General features: G+C 62.1%; 27 protein-coding genes and 1 pseudogene. 12 read left to right on the plus strand and 16 right to left on the minus strand.

Going from position 1 to position 26017, the window contains the following annotated elements; genetic code table 11:
• Positions 1 to 111: 111 nt before the first annotated feature.
• Positions 112 to 1482: an MFS transporter gene (locus tag CWI66_RS10540; RefSeq protein ID WP_100731634.1), complete on the minus strand. Its 1371-nt coding sequence runs from the start codon at positions 1480 to 1482 to the stop codon at positions 112 to 114.
• 421 nt (positions 1483 to 1903) lie between these two features.
• On the opposite strand from CWI66_RS10540, the gene CWI66_RS10545 reads away from it, so the two are divergent.
• From CWI66_RS10545 to CWI66_RS10560, 4 genes are all read left to right on the plus strand, one after another.
• Entirely contained in the window at positions 1904 to 2293 is a 390-nt protein-coding gene (locus CWI66_RS10545) for a VOC family protein (RefSeq protein WP_016914602.1), read from the plus strand.
• A gap of 117 nt (positions 2294 to 2410) precedes the next feature.
• Positions 2411 to 2806, plus strand: a complete 396-nt coding sequence (locus tag CWI66_RS10550) for a DUF4870 family protein (RefSeq protein WP_081139079.1) — start codon at positions 2411 to 2413, stop codon at positions 2804 to 2806.
• A 3-nt stretch (positions 2807 to 2809) separates the two neighbouring features.
• The gene (locus CWI66_RS10555) at positions 2810 to 3742 is read left to right on the plus strand and encodes a lysophospholipid acyltransferase family protein (RefSeq protein ID WP_100731635.1); all 933 of its coding nucleotides are present in this window, start codon (positions 2810 to 2812) and stop codon (positions 3740 to 3742) included.
• A 13-nt stretch (positions 3743 to 3755) separates the two neighbouring features.
• Positions 3756 to 4118: a DUF4870 family protein gene (locus CWI66_RS10560; RefSeq protein WP_100731636.1), complete on the plus strand. Its 363-nt coding sequence runs from the start codon at positions 3756 to 3758 to the stop codon at positions 4116 to 4118.
• Between the two features lie 37 nt (positions 4119 to 4155).
• On the opposite strand, the gene CWI66_RS10565 is transcribed toward CWI66_RS10560, so the two are convergent.
• Together CWI66_RS10565 and CWI66_RS10570 are read right to left on the minus strand one after the other, a co-directional pair.
• The gene (locus CWI66_RS10565) at positions 4156 to 5565 is read right to left on the minus strand and encodes a mannose-1-phosphate guanylyltransferase/mannose-6-phosphate isomerase (protein ID WP_100731637.1); all 1410 of its coding nucleotides are present in this window, start codon (positions 5563 to 5565) and stop codon (positions 4156 to 4158) included.
• Positions 5562 to 7172: an alkaline phosphatase gene (locus CWI66_RS10570; RefSeq protein ID WP_100731638.1), complete on the minus strand. Its 1611-nt coding sequence runs from the start codon at positions 7170 to 7172 to the stop codon at positions 5562 to 5564. Before CWI66_RS10570 ends, CWI66_RS10565 begins: the two co-directional genes overlap by 4 nt.
• Positions 7173 to 7365: 193 nt before the next feature.
• Between CWI66_RS10570 and CWI66_RS10575 the strand changes: the two genes are divergently transcribed.
• From CWI66_RS10575 to CWI66_RS10590, 4 genes are read left to right on the plus strand one after another with little or no spacing between them, the layout of a single operon-like run.
• A complete protein-coding gene (locus CWI66_RS10575; protein WP_100731639.1) occupies positions 7366 to 8895 on the plus strand; it encodes a glucan biosynthesis protein in 1530 nt (509 codons plus the stop codon).
• A complete protein-coding gene (gene mdoH / locus CWI66_RS10580; protein WP_100731640.1) occupies positions 8888 to 10846 on the plus strand; it encodes a glucans biosynthesis glucosyltransferase MdoH in 1959 nt (652 codons plus the stop codon). The genes CWI66_RS10575 and mdoH overlap by 8 nt, the downstream gene beginning before the upstream one ends.
• Positions 10847 to 11626 carry an FkbM family methyltransferase gene (locus tag CWI66_RS10585; protein WP_100731641.1) on the plus strand — a complete coding sequence of 260 codons (780 nt, stop codon included), beginning with the start codon at positions 10847 to 10849 and terminating at the stop codon, positions 11624 to 11626.
• Positions 11627 to 11662: 36 nt separating this feature from the next.
• On the plus strand, positions 11663 to 12433 hold the full coding sequence (locus tag CWI66_RS10590) for a creatininase family protein (protein WP_081195542.1): 771 nt from the start codon (positions 11663 to 11665) through the stop codon (positions 12431 to 12433).
• Positions 12434 to 12514: 81 nt separating this feature from the next.
• On the opposite strand, the gene ribA is transcribed toward CWI66_RS10590, so the two are convergent.
• A complete protein-coding gene (gene ribA / locus CWI66_RS10595) occupies positions 12515 to 13627 on the minus strand; it encodes a GTP cyclohydrolase II RibA (protein WP_100731642.1) in 1113 nt (370 codons plus the stop codon).
• A gap of 193 nt (positions 13628 to 13820) precedes the next feature.
• Between ribA and CWI66_RS18360 the strand changes: the two genes are divergently transcribed.
• A complete protein-coding gene (locus tag CWI66_RS18360; protein WP_232710846.1) occupies positions 13821 to 14555 on the plus strand; it encodes a RibD family protein in 735 nt (244 codons plus the stop codon).
• Positions 14556 to 14672: 117 nt separating this feature from the next.
• Here the strand turns inward: CWI66_RS18360 and CWI66_RS18365 are convergent.
• From CWI66_RS18365 to CWI66_RS10620, 4 genes and pseudogenes are all read right to left on the minus strand, one after another.
• Positions 14673 to 15485 (minus strand): annotated as a pseudogene (locus CWI66_RS18365) (lysylphosphatidylglycerol synthase transmembrane domain-containing protein); the annotation flags it as partial.
• A 58-nt stretch (positions 15486 to 15543) separates the two neighbouring features.
• Positions 15544 to 17475: a glycosyltransferase family 4 protein gene (locus CWI66_RS10610; protein ID WP_100731643.1), complete on the minus strand. Its 1932-nt coding sequence runs from the start codon at positions 17473 to 17475 to the stop codon at positions 15544 to 15546.
• The gene (locus CWI66_RS10615; RefSeq protein ID WP_081139066.1) at positions 17472 to 17870 is read right to left on the minus strand and encodes a 6-pyruvoyl trahydropterin synthase family protein; all 399 of its coding nucleotides are present in this window, start codon (positions 17868 to 17870) and stop codon (positions 17472 to 17474) included. The genes CWI66_RS10610 and CWI66_RS10615 overlap by 4 nt, the downstream gene beginning before the upstream one ends.
• Before the next feature lie 14 nt (positions 17871 to 17884).
• On the minus strand, positions 17885 to 18883 hold the full coding sequence (locus CWI66_RS10620) for a zinc-dependent alcohol dehydrogenase (RefSeq protein WP_081195538.1): 999 nt from the start codon (positions 18881 to 18883) through the stop codon (positions 17885 to 17887).
• A 377-nt stretch (positions 18884 to 19260) separates the two neighbouring features.
• Between CWI66_RS10620 and CWI66_RS10625 the strand changes: the two genes are divergently transcribed.
• Entirely contained in the window at positions 19261 to 19872 is a 612-nt protein-coding gene (locus tag CWI66_RS10625; RefSeq protein ID WP_332868346.1) for a CDP-alcohol phosphatidyltransferase family protein, read from the plus strand.
• Positions 19873 to 19996: 124 nt separating this feature from the next.
• Positions 19997 to 20581: a manganese efflux pump MntP gene (locus CWI66_RS10630; protein ID WP_016914633.1), complete on the plus strand. Its 585-nt coding sequence runs from the start codon at positions 19997 to 19999 to the stop codon at positions 20579 to 20581.
• A 71-nt stretch (positions 20582 to 20652) separates the two neighbouring features.
• On the opposite strand, the gene bla is transcribed toward CWI66_RS10630, so the two are convergent.
• The 8 genes from bla to dhiT all read right to left on the minus strand — a co-directional run bounded on the left by bla (position 20653) and on the right by dhiT (position 24942).
• Positions 20653 to 21573, minus strand: a complete 921-nt coding sequence (bla, locus tag CWI66_RS10635) for a class A beta-lactamase (protein WP_371827789.1) — start codon at positions 21571 to 21573, stop codon at positions 20653 to 20655.
• A 16-nt stretch (positions 21574 to 21589) separates the two neighbouring features.
• Positions 21590 to 22042, minus strand: coding sequence for an N-acetyltransferase (locus tag CWI66_RS10640; RefSeq protein WP_016914635.1), 453 nt, complete (start codon positions 22040 to 22042; stop codon positions 21590 to 21592).
• Between the two features lie 7 nt (positions 22043 to 22049).
• Positions 22050 to 22472, minus strand: coding sequence for a GFA family protein (locus tag CWI66_RS10645; RefSeq protein ID WP_016914636.1), 423 nt, complete (start codon positions 22470 to 22472; stop codon positions 22050 to 22052).
• Between the two features lie 38 nt (positions 22473 to 22510).
• Complete coding sequence (locus CWI66_RS10650) at positions 22511 to 22981, minus strand: GNAT family N-acetyltransferase (RefSeq protein WP_016914637.1); 471 nt, start codon at positions 22979 to 22981, stop codon at positions 22511 to 22513.
• Between the two features lie 23 nt (positions 22982 to 23004).
• Positions 23005 to 23532, minus strand: a complete 528-nt coding sequence (locus CWI66_RS10655) for a GNAT family N-acetyltransferase (RefSeq protein WP_100731646.1) — start codon at positions 23530 to 23532, stop codon at positions 23005 to 23007.
• Positions 23533 to 23629: 97 nt separating this feature from the next.
• Positions 23630 to 24094 carry an OsmC family protein gene (locus CWI66_RS10660; RefSeq protein WP_081195534.1) on the minus strand — a complete coding sequence of 155 codons (465 nt, stop codon included), beginning with the start codon at positions 24092 to 24094 and terminating at the stop codon, positions 23630 to 23632.
• A gap of 63 nt (positions 24095 to 24157) precedes the next feature.
• Positions 24158 to 24679: a type II toxin-antitoxin system antitoxin DhiA gene (dhiA, locus tag CWI66_RS10665; RefSeq protein ID WP_016914639.1), complete on the minus strand. Its 522-nt coding sequence runs from the start codon at positions 24677 to 24679 to the stop codon at positions 24158 to 24160.
• A complete protein-coding gene (gene dhiT, locus CWI66_RS10670; protein ID WP_081139058.1) occupies positions 24673 to 24942 on the minus strand; it encodes a type II toxin-antitoxin system toxin DhiT in 270 nt (89 codons plus the stop codon). Before dhiT ends, dhiA begins: the two co-directional genes overlap by 7 nt.
• A 166-nt stretch (positions 24943 to 25108) precedes the next feature.
• On the opposite strand from dhiT, the gene CWI66_RS10675 reads away from it, so the two are divergent.
• On the plus strand, positions 25109 to 25930 hold the full coding sequence (locus CWI66_RS10675) for an aldo/keto reductase (RefSeq protein WP_081195532.1): 822 nt from the start codon (positions 25109 to 25111) through the stop codon (positions 25928 to 25930).
• Positions 25931 to 26017 lie beyond the last annotated feature (87 nt).

Consider the following 26017-nt stretch of genomic DNA (forward strand, 5'->3'; position numbering starts at 1 on the left):
AATACCTCGGGCAAAAGGATCGGTGTAGCAAAAACACTATCTTCGATAGTAGTTTCACTACTCCCGACATACCATTAGCCCAAGGTCTCACCTGATAGCCGCCTCAGCGGCTTATTTGCGCACCTCGGTTTCTACGTCGTCGTAATAAGTGATGTGGCTTTCGTCTTCCTGGGGCGGCCCCACTACCGGCTCGGCGACCTCCACTTCCGGCACGACATCGGAAAGGTCTTCCAGATGCTCATGCTCAAGCGCCCCCTGCACCAGCTCTTCGGTCACCACCAGTTCAGCACCGGCAGCGGTCATGGGCGTCGTGGCGGTAAACGGCGCCACGGGGACCGGGGCCGGGCGCACGCTGCGGCGCCACGTGAAGAACAGCACGAAGAACAGGCTGAGCGAGCCAAACGCCCAGAATAGTCCGGCATCGCCCATGGCGGTCATTACCGGCGAAATCATCAGCGGGCTGATGGTGGCCCCGATGGAGTTGATCAGCAACAGGCCCTGGCTCATGCGCACCAGCGCCCCTGCTGGCGCACGGTCGGCGGCGTGGCTCACGGCCACCGGGTAAAGCGCAAATACGCCCCCACCCAGCAGGAACAGCAGCGCGACCAACAAAGGAGTAGAGAGCGGTAGCCACAGCATGGCTGCCGAGATCACCACGCAGAACGCGCTGATGCCGATCAGCACCATCTGGCGGTCGTGGCGGTCCGACCAGCGGCCAATGGGGTATTGCAGCAGCATGGCGCCAAGAATCACCACCGCCATCAGTTGCCCCACCTGATTGACACTCATGCCAATGCGCTGGAGATAGAGCGGCAGCAGCGTATAAGCCGCCGCCACCACCATGCCCGACCCCAGGCTGCCCATCACACCGGTGGGGGTCATGGTGATCAGCCGGTGCGGAGGTAGCGGCTCGGCGTGTTCGATGAGCGGCGATACGCGGGGGATCATGGCCATCGGCAGTACCGACAGCGACGCCAGCAGGCCGATCACCATGAAGGGCGCGGTGTCACCCATGGCGCTGGTCACGCCCAGCATCAGCTGGCCCAGTACGCCCGCGGCATAGAGCGCGATCATGTACAGTGCCAGCAGGCGGCCACGCACTTTCTGGTCGCCCGCGGTCAACAGCCAGCTCTCGATGACCAGATAGACCCCTACCGTGGCCCAACCGCCCACCAGGCGCAGGGCAAACCACGCCCAAGGGTCGAAGAACAACCCCTGCAACAGCACGGTGACAGCCACCAGCGACGCAAAACTGCCGTAAGCACGAATATGGCCAATGCGCAGCAACAGGCGATCATTGAACATGGCCCCCAGGGCCAGTCCAATGAAATAGGCAGACGACACGATACCGATCACCGTGGCCGACTCGCCCGCAGCGTCCAGTCGAATGGTGATCAAGGTGGCGAGAAAACCGTTGCCAATGCCCAGAATGAACAGCCCGAGTAGGGGCGCCAGCGCCATGGCCAGCAGTTGCCGCGACATGCGTACCTCACATTGCATTGAGTATGAATCGATGGCCGTTTGTACGCCTATCGCACCGGCAGGCAGAAAACGGGCGCGCAATTATTGCTGCCAGCGGCATAAAGTCAATGCTTTTTCAGCCCCATGCCCAGCAGTCTGGTGTTTTTGATAACTGAATACTTCATTGGCGGAAAATTCGTCTATCCCAAGCCATGGAATGACGTTTCTTGCCCTTCCCAAAATAGCTGCCCGGCGCCCATCGCGCGACCCATGGGCACCTTAAACCCCACATAGCCATGCAACCGTGGCAAACTGATGACACTGTCGGTGACCCAGTCACGGCCTTGCGACGGCGCGATGGTCGTGCGACTGCCGCTGACATGGCGGGCAGCGTCGCATCATCGTATTCTCTGGTTTTACGTTCGTATTTAAGGAAAGAGGCATGCTTTCAGGTCTGGACCATCTTGTTGTAACTGTGACCGATATGGGTCGCGCTGTGGATTTTTATTCCCGTGTGCTGGGTCTGGATGTGCGTTATCGGGATGCCCAACGGGTCGACCTGTTGCTGGGTGATACAGCCCTGCGCCTGCATCAAACCGACACTGACATTGCCCCGGTGTCGGCCACCCCAACGCCTGGCAGCCTGGACTTGTGCCTGCGCTGCCAGCTGCCGCTGGATGAGTTCAAGCAGCACCTGGACGCGCTCGAAGTCGATGTGGAGCTGGGTCCGGTCGCCCGCCAGGGAGCCAACGGCCCCATCGAATCCCTCTATCTGCGTGACCCCGACGGCAACCTGCTCGAAATCTGTCGACCAGCAGCACGCCAGCCCTGAGCCAGACTGCCATGCTGGGCGGGTCGACGGGTGATAAGTCGCCCTGCCCGCGCTATCATGGCGGGCTAACAGGGTATCCGCTGGATGCTATCGTCGAATCGAAAAGAAGGAACGCCCATGCGTGACGACACCCCCATCGAAGGTGAAGTGGTCAACCGCACCGACACGCCTGAAACGCCCTCACCGGCCCCCGACACCACCATGGCCATGGTGATCTATGCCCTTTATCTGGCCAGCTTCGTGGTGGGCTTCACCTCGGTCATCGGAGTGATCATTGCCTACGTGTATCGTGGCAAGGGCCCTGTCTGGCTGGACGAACACTACCGTTATCAAATTCGTACGTTCTGGATCGGGCTACTGTACGGCAGCATCGCCACGCTGCTGACACTCATCCTCATCGGCTTCCCGCTGCTGCTGGCCTTTGCCGTGTGGTTTATCGTGCGCTGCGTCAAAGGCTTCAAAGGGCTGCAAGAGAAGCGCGCGCCCTCCAACGTCGACAGTTGGTTGCTGTGATCCATGAGTGAACCGTTACACACCCGCCGGGCGCAGTATCAGGCCCGTGCCATCGCCGGGCTTTGGCGCATGCTCTCCCGCTGGCCCGTCACTCGGCTATGGCGCACTGCAGCCTTCATGGGGCCTCAGATCTACCGCTTCAGCAAGCGTGAGCGACGCGTGACCGAGCTGAACCTGGCGCGGGTTTTTCCAGACCAGTCCGCTCAGCAGCGCAAGGCGTTTGCGATTCAGAGCCTGCAGCACTCCACGGCCACCATGCTGGAGCTAGGCCACGCCTGGATGGCACCTCCCGAAAAGGTGGAAGCCAGCATTCTGGCCGTGCACGGGCGCGACAAGCTGGACAGCGCACGGGCCGAAGGGCGCGGCGTCATCGTACTGGCGCCCCACTTTGGCAACTGGGAAGTGCTCAACTTCTGGCTCTCCAGCCACTTCCCGTTCACGGCCATGTACGAACCGCCCAAGATCGCTGACCTGGAAGCCATTACGCGCCACGGCCGGGAGCGCATGGGCGCACAGCTGGTGCCGACCAACCCACGTGGCGTCGCCGCCCTGCTGAAAGCCTTGAAGCGCAGCGAAGCCATCGGCATCCTGCCCGACCAGGAACCCGCCTGGGGCAGTGGCGTATTCGCGCCGTTCTACGGGCACGAGGCCTACACGGCCACCTTGCTACCCAAGCTGGTCGCACGGACCCAGGCTCGCGTGGTCACGGGAGTGGCACGACGTATTCCCGGCAAGGGGTTCGAGATTCACTTTCTGGATGCCGACGAACGGGTCTACAGCGAGGACGACACGCTGTCAGCCACCGGCGTCAACGCCAGCGTGGAAGCTTCGATTGCCCTGGACCCACCCCAGTACCAATGGGAATACAAGCGCTACCGCAAGGTCGTGGAGGAGCAGCAAGGGCTCGCCAACGCCAACGATTTCCGCCTTTATTGAACACGAGAGTGGCATGACCGAATCTTCTCCCCACCCGTCTAACCCGCCACAGGATACGCGCCCGCCGCAGATCGTCTATGCGCTGTACCTGGCCGGGCTGGTCACCGCCAACATCACCCTGCTGATAGGTGTGATCGTAGCGTATGTGTACCGTCGCGAGGCAGCGCCCTGGCTGCAGGCCCACTACCGCTACCTGATCCGTACGTTCTGGATCGGCAGCCTCTATTTCCTGGTCACGTTCACCTTGACCCTGATGTTTCTCGGCGCGCTGCTGTGGCCGCTGCTGGCCCTTTGGCTGGGCGTGCGCTGCACGCTTGGCTGGCTGGCGGTACGCAAGGGCCAGCCCCCGGCAAGGCCTGGCAGCTGGCTGTGGTGAAGAAGCATCTGGCTGTGTTGAAGAAGTAGCGGCGGGCTCAGTCGTCGCTGTGGCGCGCGTAAACATCGTCCAACCGTTCGATGTCATCTTCGCCCAGGTAGCTGCCGGACTGCACCTCGATCAGCTCCAGCGGAATCTTGCCCGGGTTCTCCAGGCGATGCAGCGCCCCTATCGGGATGTAGGTCGATTGGTTCTCGCTGACCAGAAAGGTGCGCTCCTCCACGGTGACCCTGGCGGTGCCGCTCACCACCACCCAGTGCTCGGCGCGATGATGATGGCGCTGCAACGACAGCCGTGCACCGGGGCGCACGGTAATGTGCTTGACCTGATAGCGCTGGCCGCTGTCCATGGCCTGAAAACTGCCCCAGGGGCGGTGCACCAGCGGTGACGAGCAGGGCTCACGCCGCCCTGCCTCGCTCAAGGCCGCCACCAGTTGCTTGACCCCCTGCGCATGATCGCGGCGAGCCACCAGCACGCTGTCCGACGTTTCCACTACTACCAGGTCTTCGACGCCCAGGGTCGCCACCAGGCGATGATTGGCCACCACCAGCGAGCGCTGGGTATCCCGCAATACGCCGTCACCGGTCACCACGTTGCCCGCCGCATCAGGGGTGTGCGTGGCCATCAGCGCATCGAAGCTACCGATGTCGCTCCATCGCGCGTCCAACGGCACGACGGCGGCCCTGGCACAGTGCTCCATCACCGCATAGTCGATGGACTCGCTGGGGCAGCGCTTGAAGGAGGCCTCGTGCAAGCGCAGGAAATCGAGATCGTGGTGCGCCTCGTCTACCGCTACCTGACAGGCCGCCAGCATGTCGGGCTGTAGCCGTGCCAGCTCGGCGAGATAATCCGATGCCCGCAGCAGGAACATGCCGCTGTTCCACAGCGTATTGCCTTCGGCCAGCAGGGCCTTGGCTTTCTCAAGAGGGGGCTTTTCGATGAAGGCATCCAGATGGTGGCCATCCCCCAACGCCGCGCCGCAGGCAATGTAACCGTAACCGGTTTCCGGATGAGTCGGCACGACGCCAAAGGTCACCAAATAACCTTGCTCAGCCAACGGCGTGGCCCGCCGCACACTGTCGGTGAACGCTGCCACATCGCCAATCACATGGTCGGCGGGCAGCACCAGCAAAAGTGGGTCGTCCCCCGTCTGGCGTGCCAACAGCGCGGCACAGGCGATGGCCGGGGCCGTATTGCGCCCCTCCGGCTCCAGCACTACCTGCCCCTGCTGGCCAGCTTCGCGAAGCTGCTCGGCCATCAAAAAGCGATGCGCGTGATGGCCCATCAACATGGCGGGCTGTGCGGTGATGTCCGCAAGCCGAGCCAGTGTCTGCTGTAACAGGCTCTGCTCGCCGGTCAGGCGCAAAAACTGCTTGGGCATCTGCTCGCGGGAAAGCGGCCACAGCCGTGTACCGCTGCCGCCGCTGAGAATGACGGGTTGAATCATGGTGTCGTCCTTGGTTGCGTACCCGGTAACGGTTCCACTGCGCCAAAATCTTCTTGCAGCCAGTGGCGTAACTGGCTCATGGGTGGGGCATCGAAGGTGGCTGACAGGTCGGGCAGCATACCGTTCACGAAGCCACGCGTCATGAAAGGGGCCAACAGTTCAGGGTCGCCGCTGACGATGTGCACCGGCACCGCCGCGCTGGCATTTTCTCCGGTAATCAGGGGCGCCGCCTGGTGGTCACCCAAGGCAATCAGCAGGGTTTGCTCATCGGCCACCCGCTCTGCCCAGCGCCCGGTGACTTTCACAGCGTAGTCCACAGACCAGGCATAGTGGTCACGAATACGCTCGATATCGCGCCAGATCACCTCGGGCGGGTCGGCCGCGTTCTCCCAAGGGGCGAAAATCGACCCATCCCCCACCATCGACCAGTTCTCCAGCACGGGCAGGATGGGCGTCCAGGGGGCATGGCTGGAGATCAGCGCGATTTGGGCAAACACCGGGGAGCCGCCCAGCAAGTGGCGCTGGGTATAGTCCAGCGTAAACTGGTCGGGCATGGTGACCCAGTTGAGCGGCGGCCCTGCGTAAGGCATGTCTCTGGCAGCGACGATCTGGTCGAAACCGTAGGCTTCGCCTTCGGGCCAGGCCAGGGTGATGGCTGGCATCACGGTCAGCGTGTGCTGGCCCGTGGCGCGAAAATCATCGATCAGCGTGGGGTGGTCGCTATCGAGCATCAGCCGATACCACAGCTGGTTGTCGATCCAACGGCCGCTGAGCGTGGTGGCATGGGCCAGCCACGACTGCCCGCCGCGAATCGGCGCATCCATCAACCCGGACACCACCGATAGCCCGCGTTGCTCCAGCCGCGACTCGATCTCGGCCAGGGTGGCCAGAATCTGCCGGTTGTAGCGCGGGTCATCCAGCGCCGTGACGCCGTAAGACTCAATGAAGGTCAGCAGCACATCGCGCCCTTCCAGCCCAGGCAACGCCCGGGTGGCCATGGGTGAAGCCTGCAGCTGTTCGGTGAAGGCCAGCCGTGCCTGATGGGTCGAAACCACCTGCTGCCACTGAAAACGCGCCGTGTTCACCACCGGCAGCGTAGAATGGGGCACCCAGCGGTAGCGGTTTGCCTCCAGCAGCAGCAGGCCCGCAGCCACCACCAGAACCCCCAGAGCAAGCTTGCCCTGACCGCGCGCCAGCGAAAGCGGCACCCTGGGAAGCAGCAAGCGCAACAACCCCCATACACCCCCCAACAGCACCACCAATGCCAGTAGCATCAAGCAAATAGCCGCAAGTTGGCCTACATTACCTACAAGCAGGTGGTAAACGGAGCGCATCAGCGGCACGTCGAGATACAGGTTCAACGAACGGCCAAAAGCGCTGTGGGTGGCGGCATCCCCAAGATTGATGAGCGTGAACAAGGCCAGCGCACTGACCACCAGTAGGCCAGCGGCACTTCGCCATGGCCGGGCAGGGAGCAACCACAAGGTGGGCACCAGCACCCAAGCCTCCCAGGCCAACAGCGGCACCCCCCAGGTGCCAAAGCGCCACCACAGCGGCATGACCAGTAATGTATTGACCACCAGGATAGCGAGCAGGAGACGAAACATTCACACCTCTTGGGCAATTGACAGGCCGTTGACAAGGCCATGGAACAAGCCAGACCTGCCCATTTTGGCTGGTCAGAACGCATTGCGGTGCCACAATCAATAAACAGGACTTGTTAAGCGTACAGCTTTTGTTTAATTATTTCATATCACATTGTGCTGTCGTCTTTGGGTTGACCACGAAAGGAACTCGATCATGGGCCGTCGTACCGCTGCAAGCTGGATGATGTCGTTGAGCTGGTTGTGCTCTGCCTCAGCCATGGCCAGCCAGGAACAAGTACTTTTCGAGGCTATCATAGCGCAGGCCCAGCAGCTGGCCGATGCGCCCTATCAGGCACCCAAAGCCACCCTGCCGGAGGCGCTGCAATCACTGGACTACGACGGATATCGGCAGATTCGCTTCAACCCGGAGCGCGCCTACTGGAAAGACGAAAGCCCGTTCAGCCTACAGCTTTTTCATAGCGGCTTTCTGTTTCAAACGCCGGTTACCCTGAATGTGCTGGATGGTGAGACCTTGTCTCCCCTGGCCTTCAACAAACAGGACTTCACCTACGACGGTGCGGCCAGTGAACTGCTGGAGCACGACCTGAGCAGCAGCGGTCATGCCGGTTTCAGGCTCCACTACCCTATCAACGACCCGGACTACGCGGACGAATTTGCGGTGTTTCTCGGCGCCAGCTACTTCAGGCTGGTAGGCCAGGGGCAAGCCTACGGGCTCTCCACACGGGGCCTGGCAATCGATACCGCCTCCGAGCGGGGGGAGGAGTTTCCGGAGTTTCGTGAATTCTGGCTGGTCAAGCCCGAGCAGGAGGACGAGAGCGTTACGCTCATGGCGCTACTGGATAGCCCATCGCTGAGCGGCGCCTATCGCATCACGCTGACACCCGGTGAACAGACCGAAGCCGAAGTGGAAGCCGAGCTGTTTGCTCGCAGCGACGTGGCCAAGCTGGGGGTTGCCCCACTGACCAGCATGTTCACCTTTGGGGAGGCAACGGCTCAACGACCCGACGACTTTCGCCCTCAGGTACACGACTCGGATGGGCTGCTGGCTCACACCGGCCAGGATGAGTGGATATGGCGCCCGCTGCAAAACCCCTCGGCCCTGCGTATCTCCGCGTTCATGGACCATGATCCACAGGGGTTTGGCCTGATGCAGCGAGAGCGCCACTTCGATCGTTATCTGGATCTGGAAGCTCACTATCATCGTCGCCCCAGCCAATGGGTCGAACCGATTGGCGACTGGGGGGAGGGCCATGTCGAGCTGGTCGAGATCCCCACGCCGGATGAAACCCACGACAACATCGTTGCCTACTGGGTAGCCGATGCGCCACTGAAGGCGGGTGAATCACGCACGCTTCACTACCGCACCTATACGCTGAACACTCAGCCCGAGCAGCATACGCTGGGCCGCGTGATACGCACGCGCCAGGGCAGTGCCGCCGTTCCTGGCGAAGTCGATTCTGCGTCTGCCGACCAGCGTCAGCTGGTGGTCGACTTCATGGGCGGCCCCCTGGAAACGCTGGCCGAGGATGTCGTACCAGAGCTGGACATCAGCGTACTGGACGGTGAAGCCCAGCTTCCCCAGGTGAAGCGGCTACCCGACCATGGCTGGCGGGCCACCTTCCGTTTGCCCTCCGATCGCCCCAGCGATATACGCCTGCGCCTGACCCACGACGGGGAGCCACTGACCGAGAGCTGGAACTACGTATGGTATCCCGATGCCTAGTTCGACGTCTCTTGGTCCCCTCATTCCCTGGCTGAATGCCCGCCGTACGCTGCTGGCCACGCTGGTCATCGGCACCAGCGTGGTTGGCTGCCTGGTCATGGCCAACGTGGTCGCCAACCTGGCGCTCGGCTGGCGCATCGTCATGCTGGTGCTGTTTGGGCTGACCTTCAGCTGGATCGCCCTGGCCTTCTGGGGAGCGGTATGCGGCTTCATCTTGTGCAGCCTGCGGCTGGACCCTCTGACCTTGAAACGTCAGTCTCATAGGCCAGCCCTCAATGCGCTATCCAGCAAAACGGCCTTGATCATGCCGATTTATGCCGAGCCCCCCATCCCCACTCTGGCCGGTCTCGAAGCCACCTGTCGCTCGTTGCTCCAGGAAATGAGCAGCAACCCTCACTATGCAGCCACCCCGTTACAAGCGCATTTCGAGGTGTTCATCCTCAGCGACACGCAGCAGGCTGACCAGGCCGCCGAAGAGGCCGCCCATGTGGCCGCCTTGCAGCAGCGGCTGGCTGGCCAGGTGGCCGTGCACTATCGGCGGCGGCCGGACAATCGCGGCCTCAAGGCGGGCAATATTGCCGAGTTTTGCCGTCGCTGGGGGCGGCGCTACGACTACATGATCGTGCTGGATGCCGACAGTCTGATGAGCGGCACCACCATGCTGCATCTGGTGCATCAGATGCAGCGCTACGCGGGCGTAGGGCTGATCCAGACCGTCCCCTTGCCGGTGGGTCAGCGCACCCTGTTCGGCCGCTTCATTCAGTTTGCGTCGGCGCTGTACAGCCCCATGCTGGCGGCAGGGCAAAGTTTCTGGCAGGGCGACGCCGCCAACTACTGGGGGCATAACGCCATTATCCGCACCCATGCCTTCATGGCCCATGCCGGGTTGCCGACCCTGCCTGGCAAGCCCCCGTTGGGCGGTGAATTATTGAGCCACGACTTTGTCGAGGCCGCCTTGCTCAAGCGGGGCGGCTGGCAAGTGCTGCTGGATACCTCGGCCACGGCCTCCGCCGCCTCGCCCCTGCCCTTGGCAGGCAATCACAGCCTCGAAGCGATGCCCAGCAACCTGCTGGATTTTGCCAAGCGTGATCGGCGCTGGCTGCAGGGCAACCTCCAGCACCTTCGGCTGCTGACCGGTGCCGGGTTTCACCCGATTAGCCGATTGCACTTTCTGTTTGGTGCCTTCGCTTATCTCTCATCGCTGGTATGGCTTGGGCTCTTGCTGTGCACAAGCTTCATGGTGGGTTATCAGGCCATCGACAACGGCGCGCCTCCGCTCTTGCCGCACAGTCTCTCCCTTGGCCTGCTCAGCGTGACGCTCGGCATGCTGCTGGCGCCCAAGATACTCGGCCTTGTGCTGGCGCTGTGGCAAGCCCCCCGCGCCTTCAATGGCCGCCTGGCTCTCATCACCAGCACGCTGCTGGAAATGCTCTTCGCCGCCCTGATCGCACCGTTGATGATGGCGTGGCATAGCCTGTTCATCATCAATGTGTTGATCGGGCGCGCCATCGATTGGCAGACCCAGCATCGGGGCGAGCGCTCGCTGAGCTGGCGGGAAAGCTGGCGGCACACTGGCTGGATGACGCTGTGCGGCAGCCTCTGGGCAGGCTTGATGATCCTTTTTTCACCCTCGGCCTTTGGCTGGCTGACACCAGCCTGGCTTGGCCTGGTCGCGGCAGCCCCGCTGGTGAAGTACTCCAGCAGCGGCACCTGGGGCGGGATGGCCAGCCAACGGCTGGGGTTGCTGCATATCCCCACCGGCTGCCCGACCCCACCCCTGCTGCAAGACTTCGCCGACCTGTGCGCACGTCATTCCCAACGTCTGATCGTCAGTGGCTCGGCCACCCCCAACCAGCCGCCACGGGAGCAGTTCGGTGACATGCCCAGCCAACCGTTGAAGGCCTTGTCCTCGCGCCGAAACGCCGCTTCCCGTGCCAAGGAGCCTCATTAAATGCCTTCATTGACCCTGGCACCGCTGCGCCGCGCAGGCGGCATGGCTCGCTCGCTGTTCATTTACTGGCGGCCGGGGCGGCAGCGCAGCCTGCAACGCCTTTATCGCCCCTTCATCGCGCCTGGCGACATTGCCTTCGATGTGGGTGCACACCTAGGAGATCGCAGTGCAGCATTTCAAGCTCTGGGGGCCAGGGTCATTGCTCTGGAGCCCCAGCCAGCGTTAGCCAAGTGGTTTCAGCGCTTGCTGAAACGCCCTGACATCACCCTGCTGCCGCTGGCCGTGGGGCCTCGGCTCGGCGTCGCCGAGATCGCCATCAGCGAAGGCAACCCCACCCTGTCCACGCTGGCCAACGACTGGCGCCATCAGGTAGGCGAGCGCAACCCCGGCTTTCATCACGTGCGCTGGGAGCAGACTCTGCAGGTCGACATGACCACTCTGGACGCACTGATCGAACGTTATGGCACCCCGCGCTTTATCAAGATCGACGTGGAAGGCTTCGAGGCCGAGGTACTGCAGGGGCTCCATCACCCCGTTGCGGCCCTCTCCGTGGAGTTCGTTGCGGGCATGCTGGAGGTCAGCCATGCCTGCCTGGCAGAGATACAGCGGCTGGGGGAGTATCGCTTCAACGCCATTGCAGGCGAGCGCCGCCGATTCCTCTTCGAGCAGTGGCTAACCCCAGAGGCCATGCAACAATGGCTCGCCCAGGGAGCGGGACAGTTGGCGTCGGGGGATATCTACGCCTGCCGCCACGACCATCCGATACTGACCGACGCCTAGCACTCAGCCGTACTGATCACCCTTGAAGAGACTGTTATGGTTCATGAATGGCAACACCTGACCGCGCCCAAACTTCAGGCCCTGGCCCAGCGCCAGCCCATCGCCCTTATCACGCTGGGCGCCATCGAGCAGCACGGCACCCACCTGCCCCTGGGCACCGACCTGATAATCGGCGAGGGCCTGCAGGCGGCCATGCTGGCGCAGCTCCCCGACGACATCGAGGTGCTTTGCCTGCCCCCCATGGCCATCGGAGCCAGCGATGAGCACGCCAGCTTTTCAGGCACCCTGAGCCTGCCCGCCAGGCTGGCCATCGAGGCGTTGGAAGCCTACGGCGACAGCGTTGCCCGGGCGGGCATCCACAAGCTGATGATGATCAACAGCCATGGCGGCAACAAAGCCGTGATGGACCTGGCGGCCCTGACCCTGCGCCAGCGCCACGCCATGCGCGTGGTCAAGGCGACCTATACTCGGCTGCCGCCGCTGGAAGGTGCCCTGGCCGCCGATGAGCTGCGCCATGGGCTGCACGGAGGGCTGCTGGAGACCTCGATGATGCTGCACCTGGCCCCTCAGTGGGTAGACACCGAAGGGTATACGCCCACGCCCCCCGCCACGCCTCCCGAAGGTGGCCTGCTGGGCGCCGAAGGCAGCGCGGCCTATGCCTGGTTGGCAGAGGACCTGAGCCCCCACGGAGTGGCGGGCGATGCCCATGGCGCCAGCGCCGACCTGGGCGAACGATTGGTGCGCCACTATGCGGGCCTGCTGGCCCGCGTGGTGGAAGAAACCACTCGACTGCCCGCCCTGAACTGACTCTCTTGACCATAAAATGCCGCTGGCCGGATGCTGGCTCAGCGGCAACGATTAAGTGTTCAGCGGTTGACGCCTGATATTTCAGTGGCCACGGCTCTCCAGCACGTCGTCCAGAAAATGTCCGGCCCGGTTGGCCTTGGCACTCAGGTAGCGATGGTTGTGGTCGGTCACGCTGCCATACAGGGCCTGACGCGAGACGACCTCGATCCCCCCTTCCCGCAGGGCCGACATTTTCAGCGGGTTGTTGGTCAATAGCTGTACCTGATGAATCGACAGCGCATTGAGCATATCCACCGCCACCGCGTACTGCCGCTCATCGTCGCCAAACCCCAGCACCTGGTCGGCGTCCACGGTATCCAGGCCACTGTCTTGCAGGGTATAGGCGCGCAGCTTGTTGGCCAGGCCGATGCCCCGCCCTTCCTGGGCCAAATACAGCAGCACGCCACCGCCCATCCCCTGGATATCGGCCACGGCATTACGCAACTGCTCACCGCAGTCACAGCGCAAGCTACCGAACAGGTCACCGGTCAAACAGGCAGAGTGCATGCGTAGCGGCACGGGGCCTTGCTGGGCTTCGGGCTGGCCGATCACCACTGCCACGTGCTCACGCAGGCCATCGGGCTCGCGAAACAGCACGAAGCGGCTATGCGGCGTGTCTTCCAGCGGTATGTTGGCTTCACTGACCCGCTTGAGCATGCCCGGCGCACCGGCCAGACACTGCAGGGCTTCTTCGGCACTGACTTCCAGCAGCTGCCCCTGGCGCACCTGCTCGGCCACAGCATGGCTGGCCTGCTCGCTCACCTCGGCGGTGAGGGCCGCAGGCACCAGCAGCGCCCGGCGCATCAGGGTGACGGCACCGCGCTCGGCCGCGCCTGCAGGCTTCAAGCCGCTCAGCAGCGCGCTCGAACGCGCCTGGCCAGGCGCCAGGGCCAGCTGGTGCAGCTCATGCTCGCCGATCTGTTCGGCCAGTGGCAGGCAGGCAGCGTCGGCCTTGAGCGACAACCCCATGGCCTCCAGCCGATGGCGGGTCAGCACCATGGCCGGACGTGAGCCCGATAGCGCCGCCAGCGCCGCCAGCGCCGCCACCGAGCGGCTACCCTCCAGCGCCTGCACCAGCAAGCGCTGCTCACCACTGCGAATCACGACAGGTAAACCACGGCGAATATCAAAAATGGCGCGTTCAATGTGATACATGTAGGCCTCCGGATTGCCTGGTCGTCTGAACAAAGGTCACTTGCGTTGCGCTACCTGGCCCCGCATGATCAGTGGGTGTATCCAATAGGGAAGCGTTATGCCCGACTCCAGTTCTTCTGCTCGATACTCCCCGGCCCTCGATGATGAGGCTGCCTGGGAATGGTTGATCGCGTTGAGTGCCACGGCACAGCGCATGACCGAGGCGTCTACTCTTCCCCCTGAGGCCCAGACGCCACAGGCCGCTGGGCCGGACGTTCAGCAGTGGCTCGATTGCCTGACCCCGCTGGCCGCCAGGCCCCAATGGGTGGTCGCGCAGCTGGGCCAGAGTTTGGATGGGCGTATCGCCACGGAAAGCGGCCATTCCCACTACATCAACGGCCCTGAAAGCCTGGTGCACCTGCACCGGCTGCGCGCCCTGGCCGATGCCGTGGTGGTGGGCGCCGGCACCGCTGTGGCCGACAACCCCCAGCTCACCGTGCGCCATGTCGATGGGCCCAACCCGGTTCGCGTGGTGCTGGACCCGCGCGGTCGCGTGCCCACCACATTGGCGCTGTTTCAACCAGGCGACGTGGCGACGCTGCACATCACCGGACCTCAGGTAGCCCCGCTGAACAGCGCTGCCGAGCAGTGCTGCCTGCCGCTGAATGCCCATGGGCAATTTCAACCCCACGATGTCATTGCACTGCTGGCAGAGCGCGGATTGCACCGCGTTCTGGTGGAAGGTGGCGGCATCACCATTTCTCAGTTCATCGAAGCCCAGGCCGTGGATCGCCTGCACCTGCTGGTGGCCCCGCTGTTGATTGGTTCGGGGCGGCCCGGGCTGGTGATGACCCCCATCGACACCCTGGAGCAGGCGCTGCGCCCCACGATGCGCTCGTTCCGATGCGGCGCCGACACGCTGTTCGACGTCGAGCTGCGCCGCTCCTGACTCGGCAGCCCCCATGACCCCACCACCCGAAGCCGAAGAGGCCGGAGGGCCTGCCGGGCTCGCTTGACCGCGCCGAGCCAGTGCCACGGGGATCCCCGGCAGGCTGGACAGCAGCACCAGCACGCCATACGCCAGCGAAATGGCCACACCCTGCGCAGGCGGCATGCCCACCAGCATCCATAAACCTGCTGCGGCGCCTTCGCGTACGCCCCACCCGGCTACCGAGAGCGGCACCAGCATGGAAAGCAGCAGTACCGGTGCCAACGCCAGCAGTTCAAAGGCAGGTATCGGACTACCGATGGCCCTGGCCGCGCACAGCATGACCAGGCCATAGCTGATCACGATGGTCAGCGACGAGCCCAGTTGCAGGGGCCATACGCGACGCTGAAACAGCCCCCGGCGCAGATCGCGCCCCAGCGTTTGGCACCAGCGCGGTAGCGCCAGCCGTTGGCGACGCGTCCAATGTATCAGCAGCGCCAGTCCTGCCAGGCCAAATAGGGCGCCAGCCGCCAATGACATCAACACCGTAGGGCCCAGCGCAGCGTGCCACAGCGGCGATGCCAGCAGCGCTGCCAGCGTGAGCAGCGCCACGGCCACCTGACCAGACGCGCGCTCGATCACCACCGCCCGCCAGGCGCTGCCACGAGAAGTGGCCTGGCCCGCATGGCGGTGCGCGCGCCCGGCATCTCCAAGCACCCCGCCTGGCAGCAGCTGATTGACCAACAGCGCCAGGTAGTATTCACGCAGGGCGTAGCCAAAACGCAGCGGCACGCCGATCAGCCCCGCCGTGAGCTGCCAGCGCCACGCACTGAGCATGACTTGCAGCACGCTGATGGCCAGCGCCAGAGCCATCCAGCCCAGCGAGAAGCGCTGCACTTCGGCCATGATATCGGCAGGTTCGACCCACAAGGCGAGCGCCAGCAGCAGCATGCCGCTGACCAGGCAACGTCGTACCCAGGGCGCACGCCAGCCACGCGCGAGCACTCTGCTACCCCGCCACCGCTGGCAGTGCCAGCAGATCGTGATGGCCTACCCACACACCCCATTGGCCACGCTCCACGGCGTCCAGCCTGGCCGTGCGCCATTCGGCAATACGCGTGGCCGCTTCCGGCGCCTGCTCCGTGGCGGCGGCGGCCCAGCCCTCTATGAGCGAGCGAATCAGCGGCTCATGGGTGGTGTCTCCTGCGGCCAGTTGCCAAGGCGTGGCAGCCTCTTCAAGGCTATACCCCCGGCGCTTGAGCGCCTCCGCGAGCGCCGCATGGGCGTGGCCTCCTAGCGCCTCGCCCAGCCCCTTGTCACGCTGCTGGTGGGCATTGAACAGGCCCCGTACGAAGCGATCTTCGGGGTGATCGAGTGGCTGGTGCTCCGCATCGATGAAGCACCACTCCCCCGTCACGCTGAGACTGACCAGCAGCGCCTGCCGCTGCTCGGCGCACTGGGCGGCCAGCGCATCGATCCACGGCTGGGAGACCAGATCGATGAGCGCCGAGGCACTGACCACATCGGCTTCCAGCAAGGCAGAGTGCGCCAGCTTCGCCAGCGAGGTGCAGTGGGTTGCCACTTGGACGGGCTGGCCACGGGCATCGTGGAGCTGCATGGCACGGCCACGGGCTTCCTTGAGCAATTCAGGGTCGTGGTCGAACAATGCCCAGCGCTGAGGAACGCTCAGCCGGGGCACCAAAAACTGTACGTTGCTGCCCCGCCCACAGCCCAAATCTGCCAGGGTGATGCTATCACGGTTGGCCAGCCAGGCATTCAAACCTGCTACCAGCGCGCTGCTGCGCGACTGGCTATCCACGCGCTCGCGCTGGCTGAGCCAACTGGCCGCAAACTGGCTGCCTGCGGGCATGTTCGGCGCGACCCCCATGTTCAGCGCGCTGGCAAACTGGGCACCCGCCGCCTGCCAGTCATTGAGTTCTCCGCGTGCGACCGCAGCGCCTGCCCGCAGCGCCGTGCGTAGGGCCTGGTCAATGCAGAACTGCTCCAGCGCCGCCTGCAATGCGGGCACATCGCCAGGCGCAACGCTCAAGCCAGCGCCTTCGGGTAGCGTATCGCGCAAGGCGCCACCGGTGGTGGTGATCACGGGCAGGCCATGGGCCAAGGCTTCGGTCACCACCATGCCGTAACCTTCGTACCAGGAGGGCAGTACCAGCGCGTGAGCCCGGTGATAGGCAGCTTCCAGGGTGGCGGCATCACACTCACCGTGCAGCGCGATGCGCTCGCCCAGGTGATGCTCTTCCACGCGCTGGCGAACGCTGGCGCTGAACTCGGCGTCTCGCTCGGCACCATAGCAGTCACACTGCCAGGACAGATGGGTCAGCCCTGCCAGCGCCTTCACCAGCACGTCCTGCCCCTTGCGTGGCGTCAGGGTGGCAACGCACAGCAAGCGCAGGGGTTCACCCTCACGCGGCGCCGGGCTGATAGGGGCATGCGCCACGCCAGGCTCCACCACGCTGATCGGCGCAGTGATCGGCACGGCGTACTGCTCGGCCAGCGCCTTCAAGCGCCGCGCGGTGAAACGGCTGGTCACGATGATACGCGCCACGCCGCCAAGCCCCGTCAGCTCACTGCGGTGCAGATGCTGCTGCTCATCGCTGGACAGCCCCTGCTCATCCCCCAGCGGGTGATGCAGCAGCGCGGTCAGGTCTAGCCTGTTGGCATGTCGTGCGACCACGTCGGGCAGCGCACCTACGGCCAGGCCATCGAGTATCACTCGGGCGCCTGACGCCTGCTGCTCCAGCGCGTGGGCCAGGGCGCTCGCCGCGACCTCATCGGCCAACGGGAAGCACCCTTCCAGGCCCACCACCGTCACCTGGTGGCCCTGCTCGCGCAGCGCCTCCACGATGCGGGCATCATAGAGATAGCCGCCAGTACGCTGGCCAGGGTCGCCGGCCACGATCAGGGTAAATCGTTGGCTCATAGCTCGCCTTCGTAGCTTGCCCAGGCCACATGGGATTCATGCAGCTTGATTTCCATGCGGGTCAGCCCCTTGGCAGTCTCTCCCATCCTGCCGCCACGAATCGCTTCGGCCAGCTGGTCGAAAATCACCTTGGCCATGAATTCGGTGGTAGTGTTCTGGCCGGTAAACTCGCTCACCTCGTCCAGGTTGCGGTAGTTGTATCCCGCCAACACTTCCTTGACGGTTTCACTGGCCAGCCCGATATCGATGACCAGGCCATCTTCATCCAACGCGGGGCGCTGAAAGATGACATCCACCACATACGTTGCCCCATGGGTACGCTGCGCAGGGCCGAAGACCTCCCCTTTGAAGCTATGGGCAATCATGAAATGGTCACGAACACATAAACGGTACATGGCAACTCCTTGGGTTATTCAGGTTCATCCTGAACGGGGTAACGAATGCGATGGCACAATGCCTTGCTGCCCGGGCCAAACAACGCCAGCGCCAGGGCAGGCAAGTCCATGAAATTGCTCTCACCGCTGATCAAGACATCCAGCGTCGGGTCGGCCAGCAGGCGCAACGCCAGAGCCAGGCGACGCTGGTAGTTCCAGCGAGGTTGCAGCTTGGCAGGCAGTTGGCCCACCTGGCTGGCGCGCAGGGTCAAACGTTGGGAATGGAACGCGCCGCCCAGGGGCAGCGCCACGTCACCCTCCCCGAACCAGCTCATTTCGATCACGCGCCCTTCCTGGCCCACCAATGACATGGCCAGGCGAAGGCCCTCAGGATGACCGCTGGCATGAATCACGCAATCCTGATCCGCAGGGGCCTGCTCCGGCAGGGCAAACGGCACCCCCAGCGCATCGGCCAACGCCTCACGCTCGCCATTGATATCGATGAGCTGCACCTGCACCCCAGCAATACGCGCGCACAGGTAAGCCACCAGCGCACCCACGACGCCGCCGCCCACGACACATACCCGTTCACCCAGCATGGGGTTGGCGTCCCACACGCCGTTGATGGCCGTTTCCATGTTGGCGGCCAGCACCGCCCGGTAAGCCGGTACGTCAGCGGGCACCGGCACCACCATGGTGGCCGGGACGATATAGCGGTCCTGGTGGGGGTGAAGACAAAATACGGTCTGGTCGACCAGCGCCTGAGGGCCATGGGTCACGCGGCCTACACTGCAATAACCATATTTGACAGGGCCAGGGAACTCCCCCACCTGAAAGGGCGCGCGCATACGCTGGGTCTCGCTGCTCGGCACACGGCCATGAAACACCAGCGACTCGGTGCCTCGACTGACGCCGCTGTAAAGCGCACGCACACGCACATCGTCTTGGCCCATGGCAGGGAGAGATTCGGACTGAATTGCACCGTGGCCTGGGCGGGTGACCCAAAAGGCCTGAGCGGTATCAGGCACTGACATGACATTTCCTTATCGTTGAAGCGCAAGTTCCCTGCGTTGACCCAAGCCTTTGCAAGAGTTGGCGACTTTTCAAGGGCTAACCTATAGCTTAGCTTAGAAAAGAAAACGGTCTATTAACGTTTATTAACCTTCGTGACGCGGCTCGACAGCTCACCAGCAAAGCACAAGCAGCGCGCCATATCTATACAATAATGATACATTGATAAATTATTGCACCACTAATTTCAACTGCGGATGACGATGCCGCTTCGAGAGCCTCCATGCCCCCAGCCTCACACACTACGGAATCGCCACGCTTCAACCGGCTTCATAGCAGCCTAGAGCTGCTGCTGGGGGGCCTGTTACTGGGCGGTTTGGGATGGCTTATGGGTCCGCTCATGGCGAGTGCCGCCAACTGGTGGTTAGCCGTCGGCTTATATGCCGTGATGAGCGCGCTAGTGCTGTTGTTTTGGCCCTACGGTGCGCTGGGCTGGGCGAATAGAGTCACCCTCGTGCGTGGTGTACTGGTGGCACTGGTGGCTGGCGCCCTGGTGGGCGGCGCCTTTCAACAGGCCATTGGGCTATGGCTGGGTGTCGCCATGATTGCCCTGCTGCTGGACGGCGTGGACGGCTGGATTGCCCGCCGCACCCACAGCCACTCGCCCTTTGGCGCACGCTTTGACATGGAGCTGGATGCCCTGCTGATCCTGCTATTATGCCTGGCCCTGATGCGCGCAGAAGCCCTGGGCCCCTGGGTATTGCTGATTGGCGCAATGCGCTATGGCTTCGTGGCAGCAGGATGGCTGCTGCCTTGGCTAGAGGCGCCGTTGTACGACAGCTTCCGCCGTAAACTGATCTGTGTCTGGCAGGTCACGGCACTCCTGTTGGCACTGACTCCCTTCACCTCCTCCCTTTACGCCAGCCTGCTGGCCCTGGGAGCCCTGCTCAGCCTGGCTTACTCCTTTGGGGTAGACGTATGGTGGCTGTATCAACGGCGTCCGCGTCGTTGATGCTCATGACGAATAGCGCCAGGCTCACTCTAAAACCTGATAGGATTCCGTCCATTCAAATACCCGACCCACATACTCGGGTATAGGTATTCACTGGTTCTTCAGATAACGTGAGCCGTTTGCGATGACACCTGTAGCCCTGCTCTTTTTAGCGGTTTCCATGTCGGCGGATGCCTTTGCTGCATCACTCAGCAAAGGGGCCGAACTGACCAAACCACGCTGGCGACATGCCCTTGGCATTGGCCTGATATTCGGCACCATCGAAGCGATCACCCCAGTACTGGGCTGGGTAGCAGGCAAGGCTTCTCAACAGTACGTGGAAGCCTGGGACCACTGGGTCGCGTTTGTACTGCTGACCGCCATTGGCCTGCACATGATGTACGAAGGGCTCAAAAAAGAAGAGCAGGTAGCCCACCGCAAGCAAACGCTATGGCTGCTGGTACTGACCGCCATTGCCACCAGCCTGGATGCCATGGCCGTCGGCGCCAGCCTGGCGTTTATCGACGTGGATATCATTACCACCAGCCTGGCCATCGGCCTGGCGACCACCGTCATGGCCTCGATGGGCACCTTGCTTGGCCACAAACTGGGGCGCTACGTAGGCCACTGGGCAGAACTGATAGGCGGGGTAGTATTGATCGGGATTGGGGTGATGGTACTGATAGAGCATACCGGCGGTGGCGTTACCGGTATGCTACAGGCACTGTAACCTGCGTAGCCTCATGTACATCACCCGCAGGGTAGCCCATGAGCCACCCTGCGGGTAATCAGGAGCGATGTTTAGCGCTCATCCAGATACGCTTGCACCACCTTCCCCAACGACGCAATGGCTTCGTTGCGTGCCTCGAACGATGCGTCTGTTTCGGTGAGGTAGAACACAGCCACGGTGGGCGCCTGCTCAGGAGGCCAGATGATGGCCGTGATGGAACGAGAGCCATAGCCACCTGCGCCGGTTCTATCGGCGATCACCCAATCGAAAGGCATGGCGGCACGAAACAGCCCATCGGCCACGGCGTTGCCCTTCATCCAGTCTTGTAACTGCTGCCGAGATTCCGGGGTGAGCACATCGCCCAGCACCAGCGTTTCCAGCGTGGCCAACATGGCATTAGGCGTGGTGGTGTCGCGCTCATCCCCGGGCGTGGCTTCGTTCAGCTCGGTCTCGAAACGGTCGAGCCGCGTAACGGAATCGTCCAGGCGGCGCGCAAAAGCCGTGATGGCTTCCGGCCCGCCCAGGGCTTCCAGTATCAGGTTGGCCGCCGTGTTGTCGCTGGTGGTCATGGTGGCATCGCACAGCTCGAACAGCGTCATTGGCTGGTGCCCCGCATACTGCTCGGTCACCGGCGAGTAAGTCACCAGCGCCGATTCATCGAAACTGACCTCGGTATCCAGCGCTAGCCGCCCTTCATCCACCTGCTCCAGCAGCGCGCCACACGCCAGCGTTTTGAACGTGCTGGACATGGCAAAGCGCTCATCCGCGTTCACCTCCCAGCGCTGGCCCGTGGCCAGATCATGCGCCGCAAAGCCAATGCGCGCGTCCAGCGCCTGTTCGATACGCGCCAGCTCAGCGCTGATAGGGTCGTCTTGTGCCATTGCAACAGACGAAGCGAACAGCACGCACGCCGATAGCGTGGCACGCATCCAGCGTGGTTGGCGGTGATTCATGGGTAACCTTCCTGGGCAGTAAGGGAAAATAGACAACATGAGTGTAGCGCTATTCTTACGAGGGGCTAAAACGCATCAGCAGCTCCGGCGCTCCCGTGTGTTCATCCTGCTGTTCGCCCATGCGCACAAAGCCGCGCGCTTCGTAAAAACGAATGCTGGGCGTATTCTGGGCATAGACGGTCAGTTCCAGCCATGCTCGACGGCGTTTGGCATCTTCCAGTAGCGCACTACCCAGGCCACGGCCTTGCCCCTCTGGCTGCACGAAAATCGCGGCCAGGGTGTTCTCGTAAAGGCTATAGAAGCCCACCACCTGGCCTGAGGTTTCGGCTACGTAGGTTTCTGAGGCGGGAAGGTATCGCTCCCGCATGGCATCGCGCTGGGCGTGCCAAAAGTCAGGCTCGATAAAATCATGCGCCTGGATAGACGCCGCCAGCCAAATAGCCAGCACGGCCTCCATGTCGTCCGCCTGAAAGGCACGAATACGATAGTGATGTGAGTGAGCGTGCATGACATGCCTACTGAAGCAGAGCGTGAAGTGCCTGAAGGCTCTCGGGCGAGGCCTGGATACGCTGGCAGTGGTTGGTTTCTTGCTCCCAGGTAGCCGCCGAGGCCACATGCAAATGCACTGCCACCCTGGCATCGGTCTCGCCTTCCAACAGCCCGGCAGGCACCCACATCCAGTCGCTGCCGCGCAGTTGATTCGGCACCGGACTACCGCAGGTGGCACAAAAGTCGCTGCGATAGCCGCTTTCCCGCTGATACGAGCGGACATTCCCCTGCCCCGAGCGCCACTGAAACTGCTCCCCCGGCACGAAGGTGGCCGCATTGGCCGCCGCGCCGGTGGCCTTGCGACATAACGAACAGTGGCACTGGTACAGGTGAGGCAGCTCACCCTCGATCGTGAACGCCACTTCCCCACACAGGCACTCGCCCTTCATGTTCTGCTCCTTGAAAATTCTCCGCACGCCATCGCTGGCTACGCCATGCTGGGGTTATACAGAATCACCTCATCCCCGGCACCATAACCGCTGACCACCGCCGCGCGGGAAACCCCCAGGGTCGATTGATACAGTTTTTCCGCGAAGTTGCCTTCCGAGGTGGTCACCATCACCGCCCCGACACCGCAGCCCAGGCCTCGCACGTGGGTCTTGAACGGTGCCAATGACTCCACGATGAGCCGCTTACCCAGCCCCTGGCCCGCCGCGTCGGGATGAATGCCGATCTGCTCCAGCTCGATGATGCTTTTTTCCCGAAAGCCGTTCTTTACGCACCACAGAATATAGCCACGCACCACGCCCGCTACTTCTACCACGTAGTACACGCCCCGCGGGTAGGCGTTAAACGATGCCTCGATCCACTGGGCATGGTTCTTCTCGCGGGGGAAACAGGCCTGATACACCTCGGCCATGGCGGCAATATCGCTTCTTTCTGCTGCTCTTACGGTCACTTTAAAATCCTTTTCTTGCGGGCTTACATCATGACTTTTTCAAAACCAAAAAACTCTAGCCTGTGTGCCTTGCTGCCCCGCGCCTCGTCGCCTGGAGCGGGGTAGTCACGGTGGTAAAAAGAGACGATCTTGAAACCACACTTGTTGACATAAAAGTGGATGTTGCGCTTTTCGAAGTACGGCGTGTGGGTCACCCATACCCGCGTGGCGGGGTACGCCTGCTCGATAGCCTGCCAGGCACGGTAGCCCACCCCACGCCCGAAGGAGTTGGGCAAGAGGTAGAACAGATCCAGAGTATTGCGCTGGGTCGATGCCTCCAGGGTGACAATTGCACCGCCCACTTTCTCGCCATCCAGAAGGATGTGATGCACCACGGCATCGGGGGCGGTCAGGGATTGGTCGATATCATCATCCGATGGAATCAGACCCGGCTCTACCGCACCAAAGGCCTCTTCCACGGCCACGCTGAACGAGGCCTTGAGTTCTTGCTTGAATGCATCGAATGTCGAAGCGTCGGCCAGCGCCAACGTGACGTTAGAGGAGTGTTCCATGGCAGTGCCCATCCGCTTAACGAGAGTATCCATCAACCGCTTAGGCTAACCGCTGCCAGGACGTTTTGCCATCCTGCGCAGCCCCTACAGCCCCGCTTTAAAGCTGAATCTCGGTCACGACCTCGGTCTTGACGGAGTTGGCGATAAAGCACTTTTCATGGGCGGCGTGATGGAGCTGTTCGAGCGTCTCGACAGAAGGTGCCTGCGCTGCAAACAGCGCTTTGGGCCGCAGTGTCACCCTGGTCATGGCGATTTTCCCGTCGCTGCCCTTCTCCATCACCCCCACGGCGTGGTCCACGTAGCTTTCCACCACCAAGCCCTGCTGCGCAGCAAGGGCCAGGAAGAACAGCATATGGCAGCTGGAAAGCGAAGCCACGAACGCCTCTTCCGGGTCGACGTTGGCCTCCACCGAGTAGGGCAACGGCACCACATGGGGCGATGACGACGCCGCCACACGGACGCCACCATCGAACACCCACTCGTGCCCACGACTATAGCGCTGATCTATAAAGGCTTCATCGGCCCCACGGGCCCAGTGAATGGAAGCGGTGTATTCGGCCATGAGGGTTCCTTTGGCTCAATCGCTGGGTGCGAATACCTTCAATGCGTAAACGCAGAATACAGCTTAAATGGAAGACTCGTTGATACTGACAGCACGCTCTTGCGCGAGCTCAATCACTGCGTGCCCCAGTTGAACCAGCGTATCAAAATTGGGCCTGGTTTCAGGTTTTAAGGAACGATAAGCACTGGTGCGACTTTTGATACCTGCTTTCGCAATCACTTGACTATGACCAAATTGTTCCACATAAGAGCGAATGGCGGCTTGCAAAATATCGGCGCGTCCCTCTTTCATCGACTCCCAGGAAGCCTGCTTAATGACGGCTTCCATTTCTTGAACGTTAACAAAAACGTCTGCGGATTTTTGCTCACCTTTGGTAATAGCACGCAGTGTTGCCGCAGAAAGCTCGTTGCCGCTCCAATTGAGGGATCCTTCTGGTGTTAAGGAAAAACGCTTGAAATCCTTGATCTCAGAAAAGGGAGGCTTACTGAAGTAAGCTGTCAGATCAGCGCGGCCGAAGTAGCCATCGCTGAACGTTAGCGCCAAGGCATGACCTGAAATGACATCAACATCCACGATTTTTAGCATACGTCACCTAGCTTACCCGGGTTTTCGCCATTCACTGCTTTGTGCCACATCACCATCAACTGTTCACGGTGATCGAAAATATGGCTCTCCGCTCTCTTACGCTGCTTGTTAGGTAGATAGCCCTCCAGGCACTCACCCGTTTCAATCGCAATGATCAGTTCGTAGCTACCATACTTCACATGAAGGTGGGGTAGCTTATGTTGCTTGTTATCAAAAAAATACAAGCAAAAAGAAAGGCCTAGCAACGCATCAATTTCCGGCATGGTATCTCTAACGCCTGTTACTTCAATAGACTATAGCAACGTATCCTTGAAGAGACAAAATAGAAAATTTTCGAGACACGGATAGTCTACGCTGGGTGCATGAACGGCGATGGCCTCGAACAGTCAGAACCACATCGCAACAGGAACACCATCAGGAGAGCAAGATATGCGGACAATAGTGCTAGGCGGCACCAGCGTACCCCGTATTGGTCAGGGCACCTGGCACATGGGCGAGGATCCCAGGCAGCGGCAGGCTGAGGTCAGGGCGCTGCGTGAAGGCCTGGATTTGGGGATGACGCTGATCGATACCGCCGAGATGTATGCCGAGGGCGGCGCTGAAGAAATCGTGGGTGAAGCCATTCGTGGGCGGCGCGAGCAGGCGTATCTGGTCAGCAAGGTTTACCCCCACAATGCCAGCACCCAAGGCGCTCAAGTCGCCTGCGAACGTAGCCTGCGCCGATTGGGCACCGATACGATTGATCTCTACCTGCTGCACTGGCGCGGCCAATACCCGCTGAGCGACACCGTGGAAGCGTTTGAGCGGCTACGCGAGCAAGGCAAGATCCTGCGTTGGGGCGTATCGAATTTCGACGTTGACGACCTGGAAGAGCTAAACGCGCCCGCGTGCGCCACTAACCAAGTCCTCTACAACCCCGAAGCACGAGGCATCGAATACGACCTGCTGCCCTGGCAAGCCCAGCAAAACATGCCGCTGATGGCCTACTGCCCCATCGGGCAAGGCGGCGCGCTACTTCAAGACGGCACCCTGCAACGCATCGCCGACAAGCACAGCGCCACCCCCGCGCAAATCGCGCTTGCCTGGGCACTGCGCCACCCTGGGGTGATTGCGATTCCTAAAACTGTGAATCTGGGTCACCTCACACAGAACGCTGATGCAGATAAGGTCAGGCTTGATGATGAGGACCTGGCACAGATGGATGCCGCCTATCCGCCGCCAACACGCAAGCAGGGCTTGATGATGGTGTGAGCAATCGCCTTTGACCTCCTCCCCTCCCTCAGCTTGCGCTGCCGTCTGACGACGGAAAGGAAGGGGATTCCCTGGTTGTTGCCTTCC

The organism is Halomonas sp. 141 (genome assembly GCF_002810305.1).
Classification (GTDB): Bacteria; Pseudomonadota; Gammaproteobacteria; order Pseudomonadales; family Halomonadaceae; genus Vreelandella; species Vreelandella stevensii.

Excerpts from the sequence above, each read along its gene's own strand:
- CWI66_RS10540 (WP_100731634.1), bottom strand. The coding sequence starts at position 1,482 with ATGTCGCGGCAACTGCTGGCCATGGCGCTGGCGCCCCTACTCGGGCTG.
- CWI66_RS10545 (WP_016914602.1), top strand. The coding sequence starts at position 1,904 with ATGCTTTCAGGTCTGGACCATCTTGTTGTAACTGTGACCGATATGGGT.
- CWI66_RS10550 (WP_081139079.1), top strand. The coding sequence starts at position 2,411 with ATGCGTGACGACACCCCCATCGAAGGTGAAGTGGTCAACCGCACCGAC.
- CWI66_RS10555 (WP_100731635.1), top strand. The coding sequence starts at position 2,810 with ATGAGTGAACCGTTACACACCCGCCGGGCGCAGTATCAGGCCCGTGCC.
- CWI66_RS10560 (WP_100731636.1), top strand. The coding sequence starts at position 3,756 with ATGACCGAATCTTCTCCCCACCCGTCTAACCCGCCACAGGATACGCGC.
- CWI66_RS10565 (WP_100731637.1), bottom strand. The coding sequence starts at position 5,565 with ATGATTCAACCCGTCATTCTCAGCGGCGGCAGCGGTACACGGCTGTGG.
- CWI66_RS10570 (WP_100731638.1), bottom strand. The coding sequence starts at position 7,172 with ATGTTTCGTCTCCTGCTCGCTATCCTGGTGGTCAATACATTACTGGTC.
- CWI66_RS10575 (WP_100731639.1), top strand. The coding sequence starts at position 7,366 with ATGGGCCGTCGTACCGCTGCAAGCTGGATGATGTCGTTGAGCTGGTTG.
- mdoH (WP_100731640.1), top strand. The coding sequence starts at position 8,888 with ATGCCTAGTTCGACGTCTCTTGGTCCCCTCATTCCCTGGCTGAATGCC.
- CWI66_RS10585 (WP_100731641.1), top strand. The coding sequence starts at position 10,847 with ATGCCTTCATTGACCCTGGCACCGCTGCGCCGCGCAGGCGGCATGGCT.
- CWI66_RS10590 (WP_081195542.1), top strand. The coding sequence starts at position 11,663 with ATGGTTCATGAATGGCAACACCTGACCGCGCCCAAACTTCAGGCCCTG.
- ribA (WP_100731642.1), bottom strand. The coding sequence starts at position 13,627 with ATGTATCACATTGAACGCGCCATTTTTGATATTCGCCGTGGTTTACCT.
- CWI66_RS18360 (WP_232710846.1), top strand. The coding sequence starts at position 13,821 with ATGACCGAGGCGTCTACTCTTCCCCCTGAGGCCCAGACGCCACAGGCC.
- CWI66_RS10610 (WP_100731643.1), bottom strand. The coding sequence starts at position 17,475 with ATGAGCCAACGATTTACCCTGATCGTGGCCGGCGACCCTGGCCAGCGT.
- CWI66_RS10615 (WP_081139066.1), bottom strand. The coding sequence starts at position 17,870 with ATGTACCGTTTATGTGTTCGTGACCATTTCATGATTGCCCATAGCTTC.
- CWI66_RS10620 (WP_081195538.1), bottom strand. The coding sequence starts at position 18,883 with ATGTCAGTGCCTGATACCGCTCAGGCCTTTTGGGTCACCCGCCCAGGC.
- CWI66_RS10625 (WP_332868346.1), top strand. The coding sequence starts at position 19,261 with ATGGCGAGTGCCGCCAACTGGTGGTTAGCCGTCGGCTTATATGCCGTG.
- CWI66_RS10630 (WP_016914633.1), top strand. The coding sequence starts at position 19,997 with ATGACACCTGTAGCCCTGCTCTTTTTAGCGGTTTCCATGTCGGCGGAT.
- bla (WP_371827789.1), bottom strand. The coding sequence starts at position 21,573 with ATGTTGTCTATTTTCCCTTACTGCCCAGGAAGGTTACCCATGAATCAC.
- CWI66_RS10640 (WP_016914635.1), bottom strand. The coding sequence starts at position 22,042 with ATGCACGCTCACTCACATCACTATCGTATTCGTGCCTTTCAGGCGGAC.
- CWI66_RS10645 (WP_016914636.1), bottom strand. The coding sequence starts at position 22,472 with ATGAAGGGCGAGTGCCTGTGTGGGGAAGTGGCGTTCACGATCGAGGGT.
- CWI66_RS10655 (WP_100731646.1), bottom strand. The coding sequence starts at position 23,532 with ATGGAACACTCCTCTAACGTCACGTTGGCGCTGGCCGACGCTTCGACA.
- CWI66_RS10660 (WP_081195534.1), bottom strand. The coding sequence starts at position 24,094 with ATGGCCGAATACACCGCTTCCATTCACTGGGCCCGTGGGGCCGATGAA.
- dhiA (WP_016914639.1), bottom strand. The coding sequence starts at position 24,679 with ATGCTAAAAATCGTGGATGTTGATGTCATTTCAGGTCATGCCTTGGCG.
- dhiT (WP_081139058.1), bottom strand. The coding sequence starts at position 24,942 with ATGCCGGAAATTGATGCGTTGCTAGGCCTTTCTTTTTGCTTGTATTTT.
- CWI66_RS10675 (WP_081195532.1), top strand. The coding sequence starts at position 25,109 with ATGCGGACAATAGTGCTAGGCGGCACCAGCGTACCCCGTATTGGTCAG.